27 protein-coding genes and 1 other annotated feature are annotated in these 21,964 nt (G+C 37.3%); of the genes, 25 read left to right on the top strand and 2 right to left on the bottom strand.

Annotated elements, in window-relative coordinates:
* The first annotated feature begins 34 nt into the window (after window positions 1-34).
* The 7 genes from AC3B6Y_RS07175 to AC3B6Y_RS07205 all read left to right on the top strand — a co-directional run bounded on the left by AC3B6Y_RS07175 (window position 35) and on the right by AC3B6Y_RS07205 (window position 6,000).
* Window positions 35-1,453, top strand: a complete 1,419-nt coding sequence (locus tag AC3B6Y_RS07175; RefSeq protein WP_489790848.1) for a C69 family dipeptidase — start codon at window positions 35-37, stop codon at window positions 1,451-1,453.
* Between the two features lie 244 nt (window positions 1,454-1,697).
* Window positions 1,698-2,672 (top strand): SIS domain-containing protein, encoded by a 975-nt coding sequence (locus AC3B6Y_RS07180; protein ID WP_489757415.1) that lies wholly within the window; start codon window positions 1,698-1,700, stop codon window positions 2,670-2,672.
* 16 nt (window positions 2,673-2,688) lie between these two features.
* Window positions 2,689-3,105, top strand: coding sequence for a PTS sugar transporter subunit IIA (locus AC3B6Y_RS07185; protein ID WP_489757416.1), 417 nt, complete (start codon window positions 2,689-2,691; stop codon window positions 3,103-3,105).
* Between the two features lie 20 nt (window positions 3,106-3,125).
* Window positions 3,126-3,590: a PTS sugar transporter subunit IIB gene (locus tag AC3B6Y_RS07190; RefSeq protein ID WP_489757417.1), complete on the top strand. Its 465-nt coding sequence runs from the start codon at window positions 3,126-3,128 to the stop codon at window positions 3,588-3,590.
* A gap of 12 nt (window positions 3,591-3,602) precedes the next feature.
* Complete coding sequence (locus AC3B6Y_RS07195; RefSeq protein ID WP_489757418.1) at window positions 3,603-4,352, top strand: PTS mannose/fructose/sorbose/N-acetylgalactosamine transporter subunit IIC; 750 nt, start codon at window positions 3,603-3,605, stop codon at window positions 4,350-4,352.
* Window positions 4,345-5,184 carry a PTS system mannose/fructose/sorbose family transporter subunit IID gene (locus tag AC3B6Y_RS07200; RefSeq protein WP_489757419.1) on the top strand — a complete coding sequence of 280 codons (840 nt, stop codon included), beginning with the start codon at window positions 4,345-4,347 and terminating at the stop codon, window positions 5,182-5,184. Before AC3B6Y_RS07195 ends, AC3B6Y_RS07200 begins: the two co-directional genes overlap by 8 nt.
* Before the next feature lie 90 nt (window positions 5,185-5,274).
* The gene (locus AC3B6Y_RS07205; protein ID WP_489790850.1) at window positions 5,275-6,000 is read left to right on the top strand and encodes a GntR family transcriptional regulator; all 726 of its coding nucleotides are present in this window, start codon (window positions 5,275-5,277) and stop codon (window positions 5,998-6,000) included.
* A gap of 112 nt (window positions 6,001-6,112) precedes the next feature.
* Here the strand turns inward: AC3B6Y_RS07205 and glyA are convergent, their stop codons facing one another.
* The gene (gene glyA, locus AC3B6Y_RS07210; protein WP_489774882.1) at window positions 6,113-7,348 is read right to left on the bottom strand and encodes a serine hydroxymethyltransferase; all 1,236 of its coding nucleotides are present in this window, start codon (window positions 7,346-7,348) and stop codon (window positions 6,113-6,115) included.
* Window positions 7,349-7,508: 160 nt separating this feature from the next.
* On the opposite strand from glyA, the gene AC3B6Y_RS07215 reads away from it, so the two are divergent.
* Both AC3B6Y_RS07215 and AC3B6Y_RS07220 read left to right on the top strand, forming a co-directional pair.
* Window positions 7,509-8,165 carry a sugar O-acetyltransferase gene (locus AC3B6Y_RS07215; protein ID WP_489769073.1) on the top strand — a complete coding sequence of 219 codons (657 nt, stop codon included), beginning with the start codon at window positions 7,509-7,511 and terminating at the stop codon, window positions 8,163-8,165.
* A complete protein-coding gene (locus tag AC3B6Y_RS07220; protein ID WP_489757423.1) occupies window positions 8,158-8,964 on the top strand; it encodes a Cof-type HAD-IIB family hydrolase in 807 nt (268 codons plus the stop codon). The genes AC3B6Y_RS07215 and AC3B6Y_RS07220 overlap by 8 nt, the downstream gene beginning before the upstream one ends.
* An 87-nt stretch (window positions 8,965-9,051) precedes the next feature.
* Here the strand turns inward: AC3B6Y_RS07220 and AC3B6Y_RS07225 are convergent, their stop codons facing one another.
* Entirely contained in the window at window positions 9,052-9,798 is a 747-nt protein-coding gene (locus tag AC3B6Y_RS07225) for a tyrosine-protein phosphatase (RefSeq protein ID WP_489790852.1), read from the bottom strand.
* A gap of 138 nt (window positions 9,799-9,936) precedes the next feature.
* Here AC3B6Y_RS07225 and AC3B6Y_RS07230 point away from each other — a divergent pair, with 138 nt between their 5' ends.
* The 16 genes from AC3B6Y_RS07230 (at window position 9,937) to gndA (ending at window position 21,945) form a co-directional block, all read left to right on the top strand.
* Window positions 9,937-11,058 (top strand): uroporphyrinogen decarboxylase/cobalamine-independent methonine synthase family protein, encoded by a 1,122-nt coding sequence (locus AC3B6Y_RS07230; RefSeq protein ID WP_489790854.1) that lies wholly within the window; start codon window positions 9,937-9,939, stop codon window positions 11,056-11,058.
* 153 nt (window positions 11,059-11,211) lie between these two features.
* Entirely contained in the window at window positions 11,212-11,937 is a 726-nt protein-coding gene (locus AC3B6Y_RS07235) for an ABC transporter ATP-binding protein (RefSeq protein WP_489774885.1), read from the top strand.
* The gene (locus AC3B6Y_RS07240; RefSeq protein WP_489790856.1) at window positions 11,934-13,043 is read left to right on the top strand and encodes an ABC transporter permease; all 1,110 of its coding nucleotides are present in this window, start codon (window positions 11,934-11,936) and stop codon (window positions 13,041-13,043) included. Before AC3B6Y_RS07235 ends, AC3B6Y_RS07240 begins: the two co-directional genes overlap by 4 nt.
* Window positions 13,044-13,049: 6 nt before the next feature.
* Window positions 13,050-13,694 carry a TetR/AcrR family transcriptional regulator gene (locus AC3B6Y_RS07245; RefSeq protein WP_489790858.1) on the top strand — a complete coding sequence of 215 codons (645 nt, stop codon included), beginning with the start codon at window positions 13,050-13,052 and terminating at the stop codon, window positions 13,692-13,694.
* Window positions 13,695-13,736: 42 nt separating this feature from the next.
* Window positions 13,737-13,846 (top strand) — a sequence feature (ribosomal protein L20 leader region).
* Window positions 13,847-13,894: 48 nt separating this feature from the next.
* Window positions 13,895-14,407, top strand: coding sequence for a translation initiation factor IF-3 (gene infC / locus AC3B6Y_RS07250; RefSeq protein WP_489757429.1), 513 nt, complete (start codon window positions 13,895-13,897; stop codon window positions 14,405-14,407).
* A 20-nt stretch (window positions 14,408-14,427) separates the two neighbouring features.
* Complete coding sequence (rpmI, locus tag AC3B6Y_RS07255; protein WP_489757430.1) at window positions 14,428-14,628, top strand: 50S ribosomal protein L35; 201 nt, start codon at window positions 14,428-14,430, stop codon at window positions 14,626-14,628.
* Between the two features lie 36 nt (window positions 14,629-14,664).
* Window positions 14,665-15,021 (top strand): 50S ribosomal protein L20, encoded by a 357-nt coding sequence (rplT, locus tag AC3B6Y_RS07260; RefSeq protein WP_489757431.1) that lies wholly within the window; start codon window positions 14,665-14,667, stop codon window positions 15,019-15,021.
* Window positions 15,022-15,172: 151 nt separating this feature from the next.
* A complete protein-coding gene (locus tag AC3B6Y_RS07265; protein WP_489757432.1) occupies window positions 15,173-15,712 on the top strand; it encodes a YqeG family HAD IIIA-type phosphatase in 540 nt (179 codons plus the stop codon).
* Window positions 15,705-16,823, top strand: coding sequence for a ribosome biogenesis GTPase YqeH (gene yqeH, locus AC3B6Y_RS07270; RefSeq protein ID WP_489757433.1), 1,119 nt, complete (start codon window positions 15,705-15,707; stop codon window positions 16,821-16,823). Before AC3B6Y_RS07265 ends, yqeH begins: the two co-directional genes overlap by 8 nt.
* A 12-nt stretch (window positions 16,824-16,835) precedes the next feature.
* Window positions 16,836-17,153 (top strand): YhbY family RNA-binding protein, encoded by a 318-nt coding sequence (locus AC3B6Y_RS07275; protein ID WP_489774888.1) that lies wholly within the window; start codon window positions 16,836-16,838, stop codon window positions 17,151-17,153.
* 9 nt (window positions 17,154-17,162) lie between these two features.
* Window positions 17,163-17,813, top strand: a complete 651-nt coding sequence (locus tag AC3B6Y_RS07280; protein WP_489790860.1) for a nicotinate-nucleotide adenylyltransferase — start codon at window positions 17,163-17,165, stop codon at window positions 17,811-17,813.
* Window positions 17,797-18,381 (top strand): bis(5'-nucleosyl)-tetraphosphatase (symmetrical) YqeK, encoded by a 585-nt coding sequence (yqeK, locus tag AC3B6Y_RS07285; protein ID WP_489757436.1) that lies wholly within the window; start codon window positions 17,797-17,799, stop codon window positions 18,379-18,381. The genes AC3B6Y_RS07280 and yqeK overlap by 17 nt, the downstream gene beginning before the upstream one ends.
* A gap of 9 nt (window positions 18,382-18,390) precedes the next feature.
* On the top strand, window positions 18,391-18,747 hold the full coding sequence (gene rsfS / locus AC3B6Y_RS07290; RefSeq protein ID WP_489757437.1) for a ribosome silencing factor: 357 nt from the start codon (window positions 18,391-18,393) through the stop codon (window positions 18,745-18,747).
* Entirely contained in the window at window positions 18,747-19,886 is a 1,140-nt protein-coding gene (locus AC3B6Y_RS07295) for a nucleotidyltransferase (RefSeq protein ID WP_489790862.1), read from the top strand. The genes rsfS and AC3B6Y_RS07295 overlap by 1 nt, the downstream gene beginning before the upstream one ends.
* Window positions 19,887-19,895: 9 nt before the next feature.
* A complete protein-coding gene (locus AC3B6Y_RS07300) occupies window positions 19,896-20,453 on the top strand; it encodes a DUF177 domain-containing protein (protein WP_489757439.1) in 558 nt (185 codons plus the stop codon).
* Window positions 20,454-20,529: 76 nt separating this feature from the next.
* Entirely contained in the window at window positions 20,530-21,945 is a 1,416-nt protein-coding gene (gene gndA / locus AC3B6Y_RS07305) for an NADP-dependent phosphogluconate dehydrogenase (protein WP_489769064.1), read from the top strand.
* Window positions 21,946-21,964: the final 19 nt, after the last annotated feature.

Here is a 21,964-nt window from a genome sequence, read left to right on the forward strand (position 1 = left end):
GTTGATTAAATAATGTTAGATAGAAGGTCAAACAATGGAAACCCCACATAGAACCAGTGCTTGTACTAGTATTTTAATTGGTAAAAATGCTAGCCTGGATGGTTCAATTATTATTGGACGCAATGAAGATGCTAATACCGCGTTACCGAAACATTTTCTAGTACATCAGCATCAACAGTTTACGACTGCACAACAATTTGTTTCACAAGCCAATCATTTTCAAATGCCGTTGCCTAAAGAACGCTTTAAATATACAGCGACTCCAGAATGTACCTCAAAGAACGGTCTATTTGAAGAGGATGGTTTTAATGAATTTGGGGTCGCTATGAGCGCCACCGAAAGTACTTATACCAATGCGACCGCTTTAGGAGCCGATCCCTTGGTGACTGATGGTATTGGTGAAGAAGCAATGGTAACTTGTGTCTTGCCATACGTCAAAACCGCCCGGGCAGGAGTGGAACGTCTAGGCAGTATTGTGGAAAAATATGGCACTTGTGAATCCAATGGCGTTTTATTTGCTGACCAACAAGAAGCTTGGTATATGGAAATTGTTTGCGGTCATCAATGGGCCGCCCAACGAATTCCTGATGATAGTTATGCTGTTGTCGCCAATCAAGTTGCCATTCAAGAAATTGATTTTGAAGATAATTATAATTTTATGTTTAAAGATGATCTCAAAGAGTTTGTGATTGAGCATCAGTTGAATCCTGCAACATCTGGATTTAATTTTCGACAAATTTTTGGAACACAGACCGCTTTTGATGAACATTATAATACACCCCGTGTTTGGTGGGGACAGCAACAATTTTCCGGAGTTACTGATGAACAGCCTACGAGTGAAAAATTGTCCTTCTTACATCAGCCGCAACATAAATTGAGTATTGATGACGCAAAAATGTATCTCTCTTCGCACTATGAAAAAACACCGTATGACATTTTAAATCAGCAGGAACATCCATTCCGTCCAATTAGTTTGGCGAAAACTCAAGAATCCCATTTACTGCAAATTCGCCCTAATTGGCGTCCAGCCATTGCTTGTGTTCAGTGGTTGGCTATGGGGGTTAGTGCTCAAAGTGTTTATGTGCCATTTTATTTAGGAATGAATGAAACACCAGATTTTTATCAAGTAGGCGATCTGAAGTATGATAATGTGTCTGCTTATTGGCTTTATAAATTGGCAGGTGTCTTGGTTGATAGTCACTATCATGAATTTGGTTCACTTTTAAAAGATTATCAAACAAAGATTACAGCCCACTTGAATTATACTTTGCACCAAAGTGACCGTACGGCGCAGGAGTTTAGTGATCAGTCCATGTTAGCAAATTATTTAACCAAGTGTTCACAAGAAAATGCGCAGTATGCGGCGCAACAGTATCGACAATTGATTGCCGAATTAGTGACGCGGTCTACCGCTTTGTCGCCGTTAAATTACCAAACCGATTTGAATTTATGATAAAATTTTAAAAGTTTATAGGTTTTAATACGTTGAGACAAATTTGCTTTGAAGCTAGGATTATCAAAAATGTCGTTTAGATTAGCGATATTTTTGGTCCTAGCTTCTTTTTTGTTTGTAAAATTTAAATTAATTTGAATTATTTAATAAATATACTTGCTTTATAAAACGCTATCATTGTATACTTAATACAAGGTTATATAATGTTATATAATCTTTAAACTAGATAAAGGAAGTTTTGCAGATGAGAAAAGAGCACGTATCACAAATTGAAAATGCAGTAGCAGCTGTTTCGAAGAGATCATTTAATAGTATTTTCTTTGTAGCATGCGGAGGATCACAAGCAGTTCTTATGCCGGGACAGTATCTTTTTGACAAGCAATCTACCTTAATTAATCAGGTTTATACTGCTAATGAATTTATTTATGATAAGCCTAAAATGTTAGGTGAAAATTCGATTGTAGTTTCCATGTCACACTCTGGAACTACGCCGGAAACTGTTCAAGCTACAAAAATGGCTAGAGAAAGTGGAGCTTTAACTATTAGCTTTTCACATGATGATAGTTCACCTTTATGGGAAACAAGTGAGTATCCGATTCATTATGATTGGGGTACTGAAGCAGATGCTAGCGATTTAAATAAGCCAGTCTTTTATGGATTAATTTTTAAGTTATTGAAACATTTTACTGGAGATGGTAAATGGGATATTTGCTTTAATGAATTAAATAAATTACAAGATTTAACTGTGAAAGTCAAAGCGGAGCATTCTAAGTCAGCTACGGCTTGGGGACAAAAATATAAAAGAAGTTCTACTATATATACCATTGGTAGCGGTATTAATTATGGCGAAGTTTATTCAACAGCGCTGTGCTGGTTTATGGAAATGCAGTGGATTAACTCTGGTGTTATTCATTCAGGTGAATACTTCCACGGCCCATTTGAAGTAACGGATTACGATATGCCATTTTTATTAGTGAAAAGTATTGGTAATACACGTTTCTTGGATGAACGTGTTGAAAAATTTGCTCAACAACATACTGATTGCTTAACAGTTATTGACCAAGCTGAACTACCATTAGACTCTGTAGATGATACTGCTAAAGAATATATTGCTGCTATTTTATCTGGAGTATTGATCAGACAACTTGTGGAATCTTTAGCCTATGAAAGAGGTCATTCCTTAGATGTACGACGTTACATGTGGCATTTGAAATACTAAATAATCAGGTGATTTAATGAATTTTGATATTATTTTAGCAACTCATAGTAGTTTATGTGATGGTTTTATACAAGCTGCTTCTTTAATTTTAGGTAATACTGATTTAAAACTTTATACTGCATCATTTGTCGAAAATATGTCCGTTGACAGTTATGAAGATTTATTAAAAGATTTGATTATGAACAAGTGTCAAAAAAAAGATATTTTAATTTTAACTGATATCTTTGGAGGAACGCCTGCCAATGAAGCTATTAAAGCATTAACTTCAAATAAAAAAATTGAGATTATTTCAGGTTTAAATTTACAACTATTAATTGAAGTTATTATTGCAAGAAATAATGGCACTTTATTATCTAATGTGGATATTGCTAAGATGATAAAGGAAAGTCGAGAAGGGATATTATCAGTTAACAAAAAAATTGAGTCAATGTAGGAGAAGGAAGGTTAAGCTTAATGATTAAACTATTCAGAGTGGATCATCGCTTGATTCACGGCCAAGTTGTTTTTTCTTGGGTAAAACAATATTCAATTAATCGTATTATTGTGGCTGATAACAAAGTTATCAATAATCAAATGAGTAAGATGGCCTTATCAATGGCCAAACCAACTGATTGTGAACTAGATATTATTCCCATCGCTAAAATAAAAGATACGATTGAAAAAAATAGTAATGATCAAATTATGATTCTAGTAAAAGGACCTGAAGAAGCGTATGAAGTTGCTAAAATTATTCCAGATGAAGTAAAAGAAATCAATTATGGTGGTGTAGCTAAAAAAGATGGTTCTAAACAGTACGCTAAAACAATTTTTTTGAATAGTGATGAATTAGCAGCAACACAAAACATTATTCAGAGTGGTATCAAGATTGTTGTACAGCAAGTCCCATCGGTATCACCTGAAAAAGTTAGCTTTGTTTAGGAGGAAAATTAAATGCTTTTAAAATCGGTTCTCTTAGGCTTGGTTTCTATCTTTGGTGTGTTTGATTCAAGAATATTTGGACGTCAAAATCTTGGGCGACCATTAATCTTAAGTACATTAACAGGTTTGGTGTTAGGTGATTTAAAACAGGGAATTATTTTAGGTGCTTCCATGGAATTGATTTCAATGGGCTTTGTTGCAATCGGTGCAGCAGCTCCACCTAATATGCAAATTGGAAGCGTTATTGCTACGGCATTTTCGATTTTATCAGGTTCCAGTACTGAATCAGCGCTAGCTATTGCTTTACCAGTAGCCGTAGCAGCAGAATTTATTGATATTTTAATGCGGATGTTAATTTCGCAATTCAGCCATTCTGCTGATAAGTCAATTGATCGGGGCGATTTTAAACGCGCACAACATGTTCATATATGGTGGTCGCTAGCATTAAATTGTATTCTATACTTTACATTAATATTCGTGACTATTTACTTTGGTGCATCATCTATTAAGCCAATAGTTGATAGTATTCCTAACGCAATTACACATGGTTTAACTGTTGCTGGTAATTTACTTTCTGCTTTAGGTTTTGCGATGTTGTTGAGTACGATGCTTAGCAAGAAGCTATTTCCTTATTTCTTGTTTGGTTTTTTAGTTGTGGCGTACTCTCATTTGAGTCTTATCGGGTTAACATGTTTCTCAGTATTACTAGCGTTTATTATGGACAAAGTTAACTATGGTAAAGGGAGGAAGCAAAATGACTGATAAAACTGACGTTACAGATAAATCTGGCAGTTTAATTACTAAAAAAGATTTGCGCAAAGTTTTTCTGAGATCAATGGCGATTATGTGTTCTTGGAACTATGAACGTCAGATGAATATGGGCTTTATGTATGGTATGGCGCCTATTTTAGATAAGCTATATGCTGATGATTTAGATGGCAAGAAAAAAGCTTATAAACGGCATATGCAGTTTTATAACTGTACTCCGCAGATGACGTCATTTATTATGGGAATTTCTGCTTCAATGGAAGAACAAAATGCTAAGGATCCTGATAATTATGATGCCGACTCTATTTCGATGATTAAAACTAGTTTAATGGGGCCATTTGCTGGTATTGGAGATTCTTTTTTTCAAGGAACAATTAGAATAATTACTTTTGGTATAGGATTGTCTTTTGCTAAGCAAGGTAGTTTGTTGGGCCCAATTCTTGCCGTTGGTTTATTTGCAATTCCATCATTGTTGGCCTCGTATTATGGCACATTTTTAGGCTATAATTCTGGTAATAAATATCTAACCAAACTGTATGAAGAAGGTTTGATGGATCGGATAATGGAGTTTGCTTCTATCATTGGTTTATCAGTTGTTGGTGGCATGGTTGCTAGTATGATTGATATTACAACTCCTCTGAAATTTGCAGCGGGTGGTACCAAATTAAAATTACAGAGCATGATCAATCAGATCTTTCCGAAATTGTTGCCAATAATTTTTACTCTTGTGATATACTACCTAATAAAGAAAAAAGTAAATACTAATACCCTACTAATAGGCATTATTGTTTTTGGAATAATTATTGGAGCGCTTGGAATTCTTTAATTTCAGTCCTGAAATGCTCACCATTTCGACGGGAAATCCTCGTAGGGATGCGTGGGCTTTTTATATCTAAATTTTGAAAGGAATCAATTAATGACGGAGTTACAAAAGAACCAAGCATTATATGTACAAATAGCTTCATTGATGCGAAGTGAAATTTATTCTGAAAAATACGTTTTTGGTGAAAAGTTGCCTACTGAAAATGAATTATGTGACAGATTTTCTGTGAGTAAAATAACTGTACGCAAAGCGATACAAATGTTGGAAAAACAAGGATTAGTCAAAAAGATTCAGGGAAAAGGAACTTTTGTACAATACGTCAAAGAAGTTAAAGAAATTGGAAAAACGCCGATGGGTTTTTATGATTTTTATTCTTCAAAGGGGCATCGAGTCAAGAATGACTTTTTACAAACCAAAATCATTAATGATAAGAGTGATAGTCTACCTTCAGCAGTAGTGAAGAATATTTCTTTTCCTCTGTACTATGTACAACGCTTAATAAGTGAAAATGACTTACCAGTAGGCATTGATAATATTTATGTATCAGCCAATATTTTTCCAAAATTCATTGAAAATATGATATCGCTAAATGATCTATATAAGGTCTTTGACTTAAAATATGGGGTAAAAATAGCTAAATCAAAGCTTAATATTAGTGGGATCTCGGCAAATGAATATTTGTCTAAAAAATTAGATTGCTTGATTGGCGATCCCTTGTTTGTGGTTGATAAATTAGGCTATTCAGCTGATAAAAAGGTGATTCATTTTTCTAGTTCAATTGTTCGTTGTGATCGAGTGGAATATACTTTTACGATATAAGATTATTATTTGATTTTTAAAATTGATATGCTTACTATCGTAGTCCAATGTAAAAAGACCCTCGGAGTTATTCGAACTTCGGGGGCTTCATTGTCTGTAATTTAAATTTAGTTTAACGTTGAATTGGATGCTTGGCAGTCAATGCTTGCACCTGTTGTTTAACTTGGTCTAATTGCGCGGAATCATCAGCGTTGTGAATGACTTGCAAGATTAATTTGGCGGTTAATTGGCTATCTTGTTCATCAAAACCGCGACTAGTAATCGCTGGTGTCCCTAAACGTAGACCAGATGTTTTAGAAGGTGGCAGCGGATCATTAGGAATTGCTTCTTTATTAGTAGTAATGCGTACTTGATCCAATAAATCTTGAACTTGGGCACCGTTTAACTTGGTTTGACTTAAATCTAAGGTCATTAGGTGATTATCGGTACCGCCGGTTAAGACTTTGACTTGCTCATCAGCATTAAAAACAGCTGCCATAGCTTGGGCATTATTGAGAATTTGTTGCTGGTAAGTTTTAAAACTCGGTTGACTGGCTTCACCAAAGGCTACTGCTTTAGCAGCAATGACGTGTTCTAAAGGACCACCCTGGGTTCCTGGGAAAACCGCGCTTTTAACTTTTTTAGCGTACTGTTCCTTGGCTAAAATAAAGCCGCCTCGTGGACCACGTAACGTTTTATGTGTAGTTGAAGTTACAATGTCGGCTACGCCAACCGGGCTAGGATGTAACCCCACCGCTACTAAGCCAGCAATGTGAGCCATATCGACCATTAATAAGGCGCCGACTTGATCGGCAATATCGCGGAATTTTTGAAAATCAATTACGCGACTATAGGCGGAAGCGCCAGCAACAATTAATTTGGGCTGAACTTCTTGTGCAACTTTTAGGACTTGGTCATAATCTAGAAAGCCGTTGTCATCGACACCGTAACTATAGAAGTCATAAGTTTTACCAGAAAAATTAACTTTCGAACCATGAGTTAAGTGACCGCCCGCATCTAAGTCCATGCCTAGGACGCGATCACCAGGTTTAATTAGGGCACGATAAGCAGCTTCATTAGCCTGGGAACCGGAATGTGGTTGGACGTTAGCGTAATCAGCGTGATAAAGCTTTTTCACGCGGTCAATGGCCAATTGTTCAATTTGGTCAATGTATTCATTGCCACCATAGTAGCGTTTACCTGGATAACCTTCGGCGTATTTGTTGGTTAAAACGGATCCTTGTGCGGCTAAAACTCCTTTTGAAACAATATTTTCCGAAGCAATCAGTTCAATATTGTGTTCTTGACGATCTTGTTCTTGAGCAATGAGCTGCCATAACTGGGGATCTTGTTCTTGATAAGTTGTCATCATAATCCTCCTTACTATTTATGATTAATATCATTATATTATATATTAAAACGCAAAACGGTTTTTTAAGAAAAAAAGATTAAGAAAGTATTAATACTACTATAATGACGTTTTCATAATGCCTCAATCTATGCCATAATTAGCCACAGGAGGTGTAAAAATGCAATCTGATTTTGATTATGAACAATTACAGCAAGGTAAACTTTATCGTTCTGATCAAATTTTACCAGAACATCAATCCATGGCGGGCAAATTGATTGCTCAAAAAATTAATCAAGTTCCTTTAAATCAAACTGAACAAATTGTGGCCTTAGAACATCAGTTGTTTGGCAAAGCCGGACAGAATCTATATGTTAATCCGCCAGTTTATGTTGATTATGGGCGCCATGTCTTCATTGGTGATAATTTTTATGCTAATCAAAATTGTACTTTTTTAGATGTTAATTCGATTACAATTGGTAATGATGTGCTAATCGGACCAAATACCAGCTTGTACACTGCAGGGCATCCAGTGGATCCGGCAGTACGTAAAGAAGGACTGGAGTTTGGTCAACCAATCGTTATTCAAGACAATGTTTGGTTGGGTGGGAGTGTTAGTGTTTTACCTGGAGTAACCATTGGCAAGAATTCCGTGATTGGTGCGGGTTCAGTAGTTACGAAAGATATTCCAGAAAATAGTGTCGCGGTTGGTAATCCCGCTCGCGTTCTGCGAACGATCAATGCGCAAGACTATCAGTATTGGCACCAACAGCGCAGTGACTATTGGCAAGCACAAAAGCAGATGCAAAATACAATTCAAGGAGAAAGCAATGATTAAATTAGTCGCAATTGATGTTGATGATACGTTATTAAATAGTAAAGGTGAGTTATTGGCGTCAACGATTCAAGTGATTGGTCAAGCAGTTAATAACGGTGTGAAAGTTGTCTTATGCTCGGGCCGCCCCTTAGCTGGTGTGCAAGGATTTTTAAATCAATTAAAGATTCAACAACCAGATCAATATGTTATTACATTTAATGGTGCGGTGATTGAATCGGTAACTGGTGAAAAACTTAGTCAAAAAGGTTTGACGAAAGCTACTTATCAACTGGTCGATACTTATTCCCAAGAACATCACTTGGCCTATAATGTCCTGGATGCTGATAGTCAGATTTACACTAGTAACCAAGATGTAAATTGGGTAACTGTCATTCAAGCTTGGGAAAATCAGGCGGGAATTTTAATTCGTCAACCGCAAGCGGTTTCGGATGATACTACAATGATTAAAGCAGTGTTTGTGGGTGACAAATCTGAATTAGATCGCCAGGAAGCTGAAGTTAAGCAAACTTTTGGTCAGGATAATTATGTAGTACGGGCTGCAGCTAACTTTTTAGAAATTATGCACGCTGATGTTAATAAAGGGATTGCTTTAAAAACTTTGAGTCAAAAATTAGGTTTTACTCCGCAAGAAGTAATGGCAATGGGTGATGAACAGAATGATATACCGATGTTCGATTTTGCGCAAACAGCAGTGGCGATGGGGAATGGTTCGGACTTAGCTAAACAACACGCTACTTATGTTACCCAATCTAATGATCAAGATGGCATTGCGCAAGCCTTTGAAAAGTTTGTTCTATAATATTTTAGTGATTAAAAAAGCCAACTTTTGGTTAAAAGTTGGCTTTTTTAATTGCTTAATTGTGAGCTCAGTGTCTTTTAAAATATTTTAGGATTCTACATATAGTTTCCGAAATTGAGCGATATAATCCGCAGGTAAATTCAAACCTGCTTGAAGATAGTTATCAAAATTACCATATTTGGCAATCAAAACCGTTTGGGCATGTTGTAAATATTCTGGTGCCACTTGCAGAGCAATCAATAATTGTTGTACTTGGTAATCAGTAATTTCATCGCGATGCTGCTCCACAATTTCTTGGTTGGCTTCTTTTCGTAATTCGTTGGTTTTTAAATAGTCATCCATAATGGCTTCGTCACTAGCACCAGCCGCTTTTAAAATTAAAGCAGCTGCAAAACCAGTGCGATCTTTGCCAGCAAAACAATGAAAAATAATTGGTTGTGGCTGTTCAATTAAATCCATCATAAAAGCGTGATAACCAACTTGAGCAGAATGACTGGTAACCAATTGCTCGTAAGTTTCGAGCATATGTTGGTGGGTATCACCAGAGTTTTCTACCATCTTATTCATAGAAGCGTAATTGGCCGTGGCGTCAGCCAAGATGTCCAAATGTTTCCAAGTAATAGCTTTAATTGGAGTATCCGGCATTTGTTCTGTTTCTTTAGTGCTGCGAAAATCGTAAATTGTTTTGATTTGACAAGTATTGGCTAAAAAAGCACTTGTTGCTGGTGTTAAATTAATTAATTGGCCACTACGAAAAAAAGTATTCTTTTTTAAATGACCGGTTACTGTTGCAATACCGCCGATGTCACGAAAATTAACTGGTTCAATTTGCATACTTAATTGTTTCCCTTCAAAGTTACATTAATAGTCTTAATATAAAATAAAACTCATATTTGTCAACAACATTTCTAGAATTTTAATGCAACGGGTGTAGACTAGAATTAAATTAAGCAAAAGAGGTCTGAAGCAATTATGAAAATCAATAAGTATCCTTATCATGCTGATGTTGTGGGGAGCTTTTTACGACCAGCAACTTTAAAAGCGGCTTACCAACAAGCAAAAGATCACAGTTTAACACCAGAAAAATTTCAAGCACTGCAACAACAAGCAGTCAAACAGTTAGTAACCAAGCAACGCCAGCATCATTTGGCGGTGCTGAATGATGGTGAATTTAACCGTGAAAATTTTTTCTTGGATTTTTTGGCGGGGTTAACCGGAATTGCAGTTGTGCCACAAGGTTTTCAATTGAACTTTAGTGGGCAACAGTTAGTTGATGATGGTTTACAATTGGCTGGTAGAATTCAGTACAACGCGCAACATCCTTTTTTTGCGGATTATTTGTATTTAAATAGCCTCTTACACGATGATGAACAAGCTAAGGTGACCATTCCAGCACCAACGCCACTCTTATTTACAGGTAATTTTGCAGTAATTAATAATGTAGAACAATTTTATGCGACGCGCGCAGAATATTTGCACGATATTTTGATTACGTATCAACGCACAATTCAGCACTTCTATGATTTAGGTTTACGGTATTTACAATTAGATGATCCTTGGTTATTGGGAATTACATTGCCGTTTGCTGGGTTACAAGAGCAACCAGAAGCAGCACAAAAATTAACACAAGAAATCGTGCAACTGCTGCAAGATTTACTAGCCAGTTTACCGGCCGATTTAATCGTAACAACTCATATTTGTCGCGGTAATTTTCATTCAGCACCGTTAGGTGGGGGAACTTATCAAGATATTGTTGATATTTTGACACAATTACCCTATGATGCCTTTTTCTTAGAATATGATGATCAGCAAGCTGATGGGGATTTTGCTCCCTTAGCGCAAATTCATCAAGAACAACCGCAAGCCGTTTTTGTTTTGGGATTAATTACGACAAAAACTGGGCAAATGGAAACAGCGGCAGAACTTATTGCGCAAATTCAAACCGCGGCCCATTTTGTGCCATTAAATAATTTGGCGTTGTCACCACAATGTGGCTTTGCTTCAACTAAAGAAGGCAATGATTTAACTGGAGAACAGCAATGGGCCAAAATTGATTTGATGAATCACGTGGCTAGTCAAGTATGGTCCGAATAAAGTCAAATTAATAGTAGCAATTAAAAGAGAGGTTGGAACAATCATCGTTGTTTCAGCCTTTTTTAGTGAGTTAACTTGTAAATTCCAGTGACAATGCTACAATAAATTTTGTAAGTAAGTAATTACTAACTTACTAAAATTATGGAGGTTGCCATGACTCAAGAAGTTATTCAATTAATTGATATTCAAAAAAAGTTTGGCCCACAAACAGTTTTGGATGATGTGAGTTTTCAAGTACAAGCTGGTGAAATAGTGGGCTTGATCGGTCCCTCTGGTGCTGGTAAATCCACGATCATTAAAATTACTTTAGGTATGGAAAAAGCCGATGCCGGCCAAGCCACGGTGTTTGATACTGTTATGCCCAATCGCGTTTTACTAAAAGATATTGGTTACATGGCTCAGACGGATGCGTTATATGATTCTTTAACCGCTTATGAGAATCTACAATTTTTTGCACAGATGAAAGGCATTGCGAAACAACAAATTGATGAACAAATTCAACATGCGGCGGCGGTAGTTGATTTGACATCAGACCTCAAAAAACGAGTTAGTGGTTATTCGGGTGGAATGAAACGGCGGTTATCTTTAGCGATTTCTTTATTAGGTAATCCGCCATTATTAGTTTTAGATGAACCGACAGTGGGGATTGATCCAGCATTGCGCCAGCAAATTTGGCAAGAATTGATGCGCTTGCGCGATAGTGGCCGGACCATTTTAATTACCACTCATGTCATGGATGAAGCGGAATTGACGGATCGAGTAGCTTTATTATCCGATGGGCAAATTATTGCTAATGATCATCCCAGGAATTTAGAAAAACAATACAATGTTCAAACAGTAGAAGAAGTCTTTTTGAAAGCAGAAGGTGACTTGAAATGAGAACATGGGCTATTACCAAACGTGTATTAAAGGAATTATTTCGTGATAAGAAGACTTTGGCGCTCATGTTTATTGCGCCGTTAATTGTCTTAGCTTTAATGAATTATATTTTTAATGTTAATACCACAACTAATGTTACAATTGGCACCGTAGAAGTTTCGCAAAGTTTAAAACATAATTTAAATCAGGTCCAGCATGTTCATGTTAAAACTTATCAGTCCCCTCAATCAGCTAAGGCTGCTTTGAAAAAAGAACAGGTGGATAATATCATTGTTCAACGTAAAAATAAGTTGGTGGTCACTTACGCGAATGTTGATGCGGGCAAAACCAAATTAGCTAAATCAGCTTTACAAGTGGCCTTGAATCAAAAAAATATAAATCAATTAAAATCATCATTTCAAACTCTTCAAAAAGTTTTGCCGCCCACATTGCAACAATCAACAGTGCTAGGTCAAGCTAAAAAAATAAAAATTTATAATGCTTATAACTATGGTACGAAAGATTCGACATTTTTTGACAAATTAATGCCGATTCTGATGGCGGCCTTTGTCTTTTTCTTTGTTTTCTTGATTTCCGGAATGGCGTTGTTAAGTGAACGGACCTCAGGAACGTTGAATCGCTTGTTAGCCACTCCAGTGAAGCGTTCCGAAATTGTTTGGGGTTATATGTTGAGTTATGGACTAATCGCTATTTTACAAACTATTTTAATTGTTTTGTTTACGGTAGGTATTTTGAAAGTGCAAGTCGTTGGTTCTTTATGGTTAGTTTTATTAATCACTCTACTTTTGGCTTTAGTGGCTTTGTCATCCGGAATTTTTATGTCCACTTTTGCCAAATCCGAATTTCAAATGATGCAGTTCATTCCAGTAATCGTCATTCCCCAAATTTTCTTTTCCGGAATTGTACCATTAACTTCCATGGCTAAATGGGCGCAATGGTTGTCTGATATTTTACCATTAAAGTATGCTTCTGAAGCTTTGACGAATGTGATTATGAAAGGATTTACTTTGAATCAGATTAGTGGTGATCTTTTAGTTCTCGTTGTCTTTCTTTTAGCACTAACTGTTGGTAATATAATAGGATTAAAACGTTACAGAAAGGTTTAAAGTCATATGACTCAAAAAATTGTTGATTCTTGGTTAGCTGATGAAAAGATTCCGGCTGGTAAAAAGAAAATCTTTCAAGCAGCAGTTAAGCTATTTGCACAAAAAGGTTATCAAGCAACCACGACTGCGGCTATTGCACGAGAAGCCGGTCTAAGTGATGCAACGATGTTTAAACATTTTAAAAATAAATCTGACTTGTTGCAGGCAATTATTACGCCGTTGATGCAACAAATGGTTCCCAAGATCAGTGATCAGTTTTTGCAACAAATTCAGCAGCAGGCCACTAATGTTAGAGATTTGATAGCATATATTATGCGTGATCGTTATCAGTTTATGGCTAATAACTGGCAAATTATTTTGATTGTGTTGGATCAAATTTTAGTCAATCAGAACTTTCGCACGCAGGTGTTAGACATAGTGCAGCCTAAGTTAAACAAAGCGTTAGAGATCTTAACACAATTGTTAAAAACGGATCAGCAGGTCAGTTCAGAAGTGACGGCTACTGATTTAACCCGTTTAATCGTTGGCCAATTGTTAGTTACTTTTATTCAAAATTACAAATTGCAAGATCCTAATGGCATTGATGCTCGTCAAGAAGAACAAACAATGGAAAAGATGATTTTTTGGATTCAACAAGCAGTTAAAAAATAATTCTTGACTTCTGCTTCAATGAAAACTATACTGTTTAAGTGTTGAAACAAGCAGAAGCTCCCGCTTCTCACCCAAGCTTAAAGCCACTGGGTTAGATAATAATAATCGATAATTGATTGCGGGTGCTTCGGCACCCGCATTTTTTGTGAGTGATAATTTTTCGGAGGTGGATACCCATAGCTAATAATAGCAAAAACAATATGATCGTGAATGATCGCATTCGTTCACGTGAATTGCGTGTAATTTCAGTTAATGGAGAACAATTAGGTGTTAAGACTAAGCAGGAAGCATTACGCTTGGCCGAACAAGCAGACTTGGATTTGGTATTGGTTTCGCCTAATGCCAAACCTCCAGTAGCTAGAATTATGGATTATGGAAAATATCGGTTTGAGTTACAAAAAAAGGACCGCGAATCTCGTAAAAAACAGAAGACTGTTAGCATCAAAGAGATTCGCTTGAGTCCAACTATTGAGCAAAATGATTTTGATACCAAACTCAAGAATGCTCGTAAATTTCTCGAAAAGGGTTCAAAAGTTAAAATCTCGATTCGCTTCCGTGGTCGTGCTATCACTCACAAAGAAATCGGTCGGGATGTTTTGGAACGTATGGCAGATGCAACGAAAGATGTTGCAACCGTAATTACGCGGCCAAAGATGGATGGTCGTAGTATGTTCTTAATGCTTGCTCCAATTAATGACAATAAGAAAAAATAACAACGCAGGAGGATTTTATTATGCCTAAGCAAAAAACACATCGTGCATCAGCAAAACGTTTTAAATTTACTGCTAATGGTGGTTTGAAGCGTGATCATGGTTATACTAGTCACCGTTTCCACGGTAAGACTAAGAAACAACGTCGTCAATTAGCTAAATCAGCAATGGTCAGCTCCAGTGATATGAAACGTATCAAACAAATGTTGACTACTTACAAATAACATTATTTTATTTAATAATTTTTAGGAGGAATCTTTATGCCACGTGTTAAAGGTGGAACAGTAACTCGCAAACGTCGGAAGAAAGTTCTTAAGTTAGCCAAGGGTTACCGCGGTTCTAAACATATTCAATTTAAAGCAGCATCAACACAGTTATTTAATTCTTATCATTATGCTTTTCGGGATCGTAAGCAAGTTAAGCGTGATTACCGCAAATTGTGGATTGCCCGGATTAATGCTGGTGCTCGGATGTATGATCTGAGTTATAGCAAATTAATGCATGGTTTGAAGTTAGCTCAAGTTGATATCAATCGGAAGATGTTAGCAGATTTAGCAGTTAATGACCAACGTGCTTTTAAGAAGTTAGTTGATTTAGCTAAAGATGCGTTAAAATAAACACGTAACTAGCTTAGCTAGTTACGTGTTTTTCATCGAATGAGTTTAAAAATAAAAAGTTACTAAAAGTTGAGTGTTATGTAGAGTTTATTATGATAGATAATTGATATCTACGTTAAATCTCAACTTTTTTACGGATAATATAGAGGAAGTGAACACTCTGGGAATCTTCAAGCCAAACATGATGATTGAACAAATCACACAAATCCCCCCTGAAGAATTTATGGCGGCAGGGATTAAAGTGATTTTATCGGATTTAGATAATACTTTGATTCCTTGGAATCAAAAGGATCGCCAAAATGCGCAGTTAGCCAATTGGTTAAAGGCGTTGACCGCTCATGGGATTCAATTAGTTATTGTGTCGAATAATAATGAAGAGCGGGTTAGTCGGGCCGTGGCGGGATTACCAATTAAAATAGTTGCACGAGCCTTGAAACCATTACCGTTTGCTTTACGCAAATATCTCAAATCTAACTCTTATCGTAAACAAGAAGTAGTAATGGTTGGTGACCAGTTAATGACTGATGTTTTGGCAGGTAATTTGGCCGGAGTGCAAACAATCTTAGTCAAACCGTTAGTGGCGACGGATTCTAAAAAAACCCGGATTAATCGGATGATTGAACGTCCCATTTTAAAGATTAATCATTTTCTGTATCCACAACTAGATTGGAGGCGGCATTTACGTGACTGATGAAGTATTATCTTGTGTAGGTTGTGGGGCACAATTACAGAGTACTAATGCCCAGTTAGCCGGTTTTGTTCCTAGTAGTGCCCTGAAAAAGGCCGAATCAGCTTTGGATGACCAAGAACTTTATTGTCAACGTTGTTTTCGTTTGCGACACTATAATGAAGTAGCGGAAGTTCCGTTAGATAATCGTTCCTTTCAAAAACTGTTAAAACGCATTGGTCAAAAAGCGGCGCTAGTTGTTTACGTGATGGATATTTTTAATTTCTCGGGAAGCATTGTCAGCAACCTAAAATCGTATATTAAAAATAATCCTGTGTTAATTGTTGGCAATAAGCTGGACTTAATTCCTAATTCCTATAATCAAAATAAATTAGTTAATTGGCTGCAACAACAGGTCAAACAAATGGGCTTGCATCCCGTTGGTACGCAACTGGTTAGTGCCCAAAAATTAACGCATGTTGACCAATTGATGCACCAAATTGATCAATTGCGTCATGGTCAAGATGTCTATGTCGTCGGTTCTACTAATGTCGGCAAATCAACACTGATTAATGCCATTTTACAAGCTAACAGTGAACTGAAAAATTTAATTACGACCTCTAGTTATCCGGGAACTACTTTAAATGAAATTCGAATTCCGTTAGCTGGTGGTGGTGATTTGATTGATACACCAGGAATTATCCATCCTGGTCAAATTGCTAATTTGTTAACGGCCAAAGATCTCAAATATCTAGCACCACAAAGTGAATTGCATCCGAAAGTTTTTCAATTAAAGCCCCAGCAAACCTTGTTTTTAGCGGGGTTAGGCCGGTTAGATTTTTTAGAAGGTGCTGCGGGTTCCTTTGCGGCTTTTGTGAATAATCAATTGTATGTTCACCGCACTAAGTTAAGCCATGCAGATGAATTTTATCAAGCTCACCGAAGCGACTTGTTGGCGCATCCCCAAACGAAGGAGCCAATTGAACAATTAGTAGCTCACACAATTCAAACTACCGAAAAAAGTGATATTGTGTTTTCTGGCTTGGGCTGGGTTTGTGTCCCAGCTCATGTGGTCGTTAAAGCTTATTTGCCCGCTGGGATTAAAGTTAATGTGCGGCCCGCTTTGATTAATTAAGTGGAGTAAATTATGTTAAATAAAAAGCAATTAAAATTTTTGAAAGGTCAAGCGCAATCCTTGACACCTAGTCTTCAAATCGGCAAGAATGGTCTCAGTGCTAATTTTCTGAAACAACTGCAAGACCAAATAGAATTACAAGAATTAATTAAAATTAATTGGTTACAAATGGCACCGGTTAATCGGACCGAAGTCGTTGCCACAATTACCCAAGCGGATAGTCAAATTATTTTAGTGCAACAAATCGGTCATACTGCGGTTTTTTATCGACCTGCTACACAAAAAGAACACCAACAATTAAGTCTTGAGGTGGCAAAAATCAAAGGATAGGTGATCAAAATGGCGCAGACCTTAACTACTAAGCAAGTAGTTACCAAGCCACAAACTCAAATGGCTTCCACAACGAAAAAAAAGCGCATTGGTATTTTAGGTGGAACTTTCAATCCACCACATATTGGGCATCTGATGATTGCGGATCAAGTTTTTGCCCAATTGGGTTTAGATAAGATTTTGTTTATTCCGGATGCTAAACCACCACATGTTGATGTGAAAACCGCTATTTCGATTGAACATCGTGTTGAGATGGTGCGACGAGCCATCATTGATCATCAAAATTTTGATTTGTGTTTGATTGAAGCAAAACGGGGTGGTATTAGTTATACCTATGATACGATGCGTCAATTAAAATTAATGCACCCAGAAAATGAATATTATTTTATTATTGGCGGCGATATGGTCGAATATTTACCGAAATGGCATAAAATTGATGAATTAACGAAAATGGTGCAATTTGTCGGTGTTTGTCGCAAAGGTTATGAAAAAAGTTCACCATATCCGCTGATTTGGATTAATATGCCCGAAATTGATGTTAGTTCCACGTGGATTCGCCAAACAGTGCAGACCCAAGGCTCAATTCGGTATTTTGTTCCTGATTTAGTACGTCAATATATTGAAGAAAAGGGGCTTTATAGTAATGATCGTTCAAACTGATTATGATTTTGTTGCTTTAAAACAGCAAGTTCAAGCTAAATTGTCACCTTATCGTTTTGAACATTGTGTGCGCACGAGTCAACGCAGTGTAGAGCTGGCCCAGTTAAATCACAGTGATGTAACCAAAGCTAAAGTGGCGGGACTAGTTCATGATTATGCCAAAGAACGTAGTGCCGATGAATTTATTCAAGTGATTAAACAAGAAAATTTGGATCCTGATTTGTTAAATTATGGGAACGCGATTTGGCATGGCGTTGTAGGTGCTTATTTTATTCAAAAAGAACTGGGCATTTATGATGAAGAAATTCTAAACGCGGTGCGTAATCATACTACGGCAGCCGTGAAAATGACGACTTTAGATAAGATTGTTTTTATGGCTGATTATACAGAAGCAGGGCGGGATTTTCCGGGAGTCGAAGAAGCTCGGCAAATTACCGATCAAGATTTAGATGCCGGGGTTAGTTATCAGATTGAACATACCTTGCAACTGTTATTGAGTCAGAAACAGCAAATTTATCCGAAAACAATTGATAGCTATAATCAATGGGTTGTAGCAGCCAAAAAGTGAGGTTTACGATTGAATAGTCAACAAATAATGCAAATTGCAGTTCAAGCAGCAGATTCCAAACACGGGCATGCGATTACTGTTTTAAACATGCAGCAAGTTAGTTTGGTTGCGGATTATTTTGTCATCGTGGATGCTAATAGTCAGCGCCAAGTTGATGCTATTGTGGATGCGGTGGTTGAAGCCGAAGAAAATCACGGTTTAACGATTAAACAAATTGAGGGCTCAAAAAATTCACCGTGGATTTTGTTGGATTTAGGTGATGTCATTGTGCACGTCTTTACTCAAGAAACGCGTGAATTTTATCAATTGGAAAAGCTATGGTCACAAGCACCAGTTGTTGAAGTTGCTCCCTTACTGAAAAAATAATGCGCGTTTGTGGAGTAATCGCTGAGTATAATCCGTTTCATAATGGTCATTTATGGCAGCTGCAACAAATTCGCCAGCAATTACAGCCTGATGTGTTAATAGTGATTATGTCAGGTAATTTTGTTCAACGTGGCGCGATTGCACTGGTTGATAAATGGCAGCGGGCGCAAATGGCGTTGGCAGCGGGGGTAGATTTGGTGGTTGAATTGCCGTTTTACGGTGCCGTTCAACCAGCGGATATTTTTGCCCGAGAAGCTCTGAAACTGTGTCAACAATTAGCAGTTTCGCACTTAGTTTTTAGTACAGAGAATGCACAATTAGATTATCAAACATTAGGTCAAAGAATTGCTCAAATAAATCCATCCAAAGAGACGTTTACAGATTATCGTCAGACCTATGCCACACAATTTAATCAAGTCTTACAATCACAATTGGGTTTAACATTAACTAATCCCAATGAGCTACTAGGTGTTGCTTACGCCCAGGCGGCGTTTGAGTTAAATTATGCGTTGCAACTGGTTGCTCTGCCGAGGCAAGGCTTAGGGCAACATGATCAAAGTGATTTGTCGGGGAAGTTTTCTAGTGCTAGTGCCATTCGCCAAGCTATATTACAAGACCAGTCTTATCAATTAGCAATTCCAGACTTTGTGACTGACTTGTTAAAGCCACCATTTCTCAGTTGGCAGCAGCTTTTTCCGTATTTAAAATATCGGTTGTTGACGAGTAGTTTGGAAGAATTAGGGCAAATTTACCAGATGAATGAGGGCTTGCAGTATAAGCTCAAACAAGCAGTAGTTACCAGTACGAATTTTTCGGATTTTTTGTATCGTATTAAGAGTAAAAGGTATACGTTTGCGCGCTTGCGTCGGCTATGCCTGTATGTATTATTGAATATTTCTACTAGTCAAATGCAGCAAATGTTGGCGCAACCGTATTTGCAGGTTTTGGGCTTTAATGTCAGTGGTCAACAACATTTGCATTATTTACGCAAGCAAGTGAGTTGGCCGTTAATTACGAAAGTTACGCAAAAATTGGGTAACAAGCCGGGAATTATGGCTGATGCTGTGCAAATAGATCGTTTGTTAACGTTATTTGATTTACCGGAGCAAAACTTTGGACGACAACCATTACGAAAGTAGGTGATTATAATGTTAGTTTTTAAAACTCGAGAATTAGAAAAGTATCGCCAAGAACCATTAATTTTAAAACAAACGCTGGATGTTAGTGCCGATCTAAAGCAACGTGACCCACAAATCATGGAAGTGAGCCCAATTCAGGTTCAAGGCGCGATTAGTTTAGATGGGCAATTTATTTTCGGAGATCTTCACCTGACAGGTTCTATGACTTATCCGTCAACACGGAGTTTAGAGCCGGTTGTTTTACCAATTGATTTTACTTTTCATGAAACATATACGAATTTAACAGATGATCAAATTACCCCAGAACAAAAAGAGCAATACGATTTAATTATTTCATTGACGGACCAAACTTTAGACTTACAACAAGCGATTGAAGATAATCTATTATTGAATATTCCAACTCAGGTTTTAACGCCCCAAGAACAAGCGACCGGGGCTATGCCACAGGGCAATGAGTGGACGGTTATTTCAGAAGATGATTATGAAAAAAAAGCCACACCCAATCTAGAAGCTAGTGAAGAATTATCCAAGTTAAAAGATTTTTTTGCTGATGATAAGCAAGATTAAATAATTAAGGATTATCAATCGTTGCGAGTTGTGATAGGGTATTGTTAGACAAATGATCAACAGGAGGCACATGAAGATGAATAAACCAACCATTGGTGTCATTGGTATGGCTGTCATGGGTAAGAATTTAGCTTTAAATATTGAAAGTCGGGGATATACGGTTGCTATTTATAATCGGACCACGGCGAAAACCAAGCAAGTAATTGAAGATCATCCGGACAAAAGTTTAGTTCCTAGCTTTACGATTGAAGATTTCGTCAATTCTCTGGAAAAACCACGCCGGATTGTGATGATGGTGAAGGCTGGTAAGGCGACGGATGCTGTGATTGATGAATTATTACCATTACTTGATCAAGGTGATGTCTTAATTGATGGTGGTAATACATTCTTTGAAGACACTATGGCACGTAATAAGCGACTTGATAAGTCTGGCATTAACTTTATTGGCATGGGCACTTCTGGTGGTGAATTAGGTGCTTTGAAGGGTCCTTCTTTAATGCCTGGTGGCCAAAAAGAAGCTTACGATTTGGTAGCGCCAGTTTTGGAACAAATTGCGGCTAAAACCGATGATGGTCAGCCATGTGTTACCTATATTGGTCCAAATGGTGCGGGACATTACGTCAAAATGGTGCATAACGGCATTGAATATGGCGATATGGAGTTGATTGCTGAAAGTTATAACTTGATGCGTAATTTAGGTCAATTAACACCAGAACAATTAGCAGAAATTTTTAGTCAATGGAACGAAGGCGAACTTTCCAGTTACTTGATTGAGATTACTGCTGATATTTTGACGCGTAAAGATGATTTAGGTAGTGATCAACCGATTATTGATGTAATTTTAGATGCTGCAGGTAATAAAGGTACGGGTAAATGGAGTTCACAAAGTGCTCTTGAATTAGGTGTGCCGCAATCATTGATTACTGAAGCTGTTTATGGCCGTTATATCTCAACCTTTAAGGATGAACGGGTTAAAGCCAGTGAACAGCTACCAGCGTCCAAGTTAGAAATGAAAGTTCCAGATGACTTTACTGAAAAAATTCGGGAAGCTTTGTACTTTAGCAAGATCATGAGTTACGCGCAAGGCTTTGCGCAGTTAAAAGCAGCTTCTGATCATTATGATTGGAATTTGCAATACGGTAAGATTGCTAATATTTGGCGTGAAGGTTGCATTATTAGAGCGCAATTTTTGCAAAAGATAACGGCGGCTTATCAGAACCAACCTGATTTAGATAACTTATTGTTAGACGATTACTTTAAAGATATTTGTGCTAAATATCAAGATTCTGCGCGCCAAGTTGTAGCTTGGGCCGTGCAAGCGGGAATTCCGGTTCCAGCTTTATCTGCGGCCATTGCTTATTATGATTCTTATCGCGCAGCTGTTTTACCAGCTAGTCTGATTCAAGCACAAAGAGATTACTTTGGTGCTCATACTTATCAACGCGTTGACCGCGCTGGTATCTTCCATTATCCATGGTATGAAGAGCAATAATCTGTAGTATTAAAATGTA

This window comes from Bombilactobacillus sp. ESL1092, from assembly GCF_058107465.1.

Excerpts from the sequence above, each read along its gene's own strand:
- AC3B6Y_RS07175 (WP_489790848.1), top strand. The coding sequence starts at position 35 with ATGGAAACCCCACATAGAACCAGTGCTTGTACTAGTATTTTAATTGGT.
- AC3B6Y_RS07180 (WP_489757415.1), top strand. The coding sequence starts at position 1,698 with ATGAGAAAAGAGCACGTATCACAAATTGAAAATGCAGTAGCAGCTGTT.
- AC3B6Y_RS07185 (WP_489757416.1), top strand. The coding sequence starts at position 2,689 with ATGAATTTTGATATTATTTTAGCAACTCATAGTAGTTTATGTGATGGT.
- AC3B6Y_RS07190 (WP_489757417.1), top strand. The coding sequence starts at position 3,126 with ATGATTAAACTATTCAGAGTGGATCATCGCTTGATTCACGGCCAAGTT.
- AC3B6Y_RS07195 (WP_489757418.1), top strand. The coding sequence starts at position 3,603 with ATGCTTTTAAAATCGGTTCTCTTAGGCTTGGTTTCTATCTTTGGTGTG.
- AC3B6Y_RS07200 (WP_489757419.1), top strand. The coding sequence starts at position 4,345 with ATGACTGATAAAACTGACGTTACAGATAAATCTGGCAGTTTAATTACT.
- AC3B6Y_RS07205 (WP_489790850.1), top strand. The coding sequence starts at position 5,275 with ATGACGGAGTTACAAAAGAACCAAGCATTATATGTACAAATAGCTTCA.
- glyA (WP_489774882.1), bottom strand. The coding sequence starts at position 7,348 with ATGACAACTTATCAAGAACAAGATCCCCAGTTATGGCAGCTCATTGCT.
- AC3B6Y_RS07215 (WP_489769073.1), top strand. The coding sequence starts at position 7,509 with ATGCAATCTGATTTTGATTATGAACAATTACAGCAAGGTAAACTTTAT.
- AC3B6Y_RS07220 (WP_489757423.1), top strand. The coding sequence starts at position 8,158 with ATGATTAAATTAGTCGCAATTGATGTTGATGATACGTTATTAAATAGT.
- AC3B6Y_RS07225 (WP_489790852.1), bottom strand. The coding sequence starts at position 9,798 with ATGCAAATTGAACCAGTTAATTTTCGTGACATCGGCGGTATTGCAACA.
- AC3B6Y_RS07230 (WP_489790854.1), top strand. The coding sequence starts at position 9,937 with ATGAAAATCAATAAGTATCCTTATCATGCTGATGTTGTGGGGAGCTTT.
- AC3B6Y_RS07235 (WP_489774885.1), top strand. The coding sequence starts at position 11,212 with ATGACTCAAGAAGTTATTCAATTAATTGATATTCAAAAAAAGTTTGGC.
- AC3B6Y_RS07240 (WP_489790856.1), top strand. The coding sequence starts at position 11,934 with ATGAGAACATGGGCTATTACCAAACGTGTATTAAAGGAATTATTTCGT.
- AC3B6Y_RS07245 (WP_489790858.1), top strand. The coding sequence starts at position 13,050 with ATGACTCAAAAAATTGTTGATTCTTGGTTAGCTGATGAAAAGATTCCG.
- infC (WP_489757429.1), top strand. The coding sequence starts at position 13,895 with ATGATCGTGAATGATCGCATTCGTTCACGTGAATTGCGTGTAATTTCA.
- rpmI (WP_489757430.1), top strand. The coding sequence starts at position 14,428 with ATGCCTAAGCAAAAAACACATCGTGCATCAGCAAAACGTTTTAAATTT.
- rplT (WP_489757431.1), top strand. The coding sequence starts at position 14,665 with ATGCCACGTGTTAAAGGTGGAACAGTAACTCGCAAACGTCGGAAGAAA.
- AC3B6Y_RS07275 (WP_489774888.1), top strand. The coding sequence starts at position 16,836 with ATGTTAAATAAAAAGCAATTAAAATTTTTGAAAGGTCAAGCGCAATCC.
- AC3B6Y_RS07280 (WP_489790860.1), top strand. The coding sequence starts at position 17,163 with ATGGCGCAGACCTTAACTACTAAGCAAGTAGTTACCAAGCCACAAACT.
- yqeK (WP_489757436.1), top strand. The coding sequence starts at position 17,797 with ATGATCGTTCAAACTGATTATGATTTTGTTGCTTTAAAACAGCAAGTT.
- AC3B6Y_RS07295 (WP_489790862.1), top strand. The coding sequence starts at position 18,747 with ATGCGCGTTTGTGGAGTAATCGCTGAGTATAATCCGTTTCATAATGGT.
- AC3B6Y_RS07300 (WP_489757439.1), top strand. The coding sequence starts at position 19,896 with ATGTTAGTTTTTAAAACTCGAGAATTAGAAAAGTATCGCCAAGAACCA.
- gndA (WP_489769064.1), top strand. The coding sequence starts at position 20,530 with ATGAATAAACCAACCATTGGTGTCATTGGTATGGCTGTCATGGGTAAG.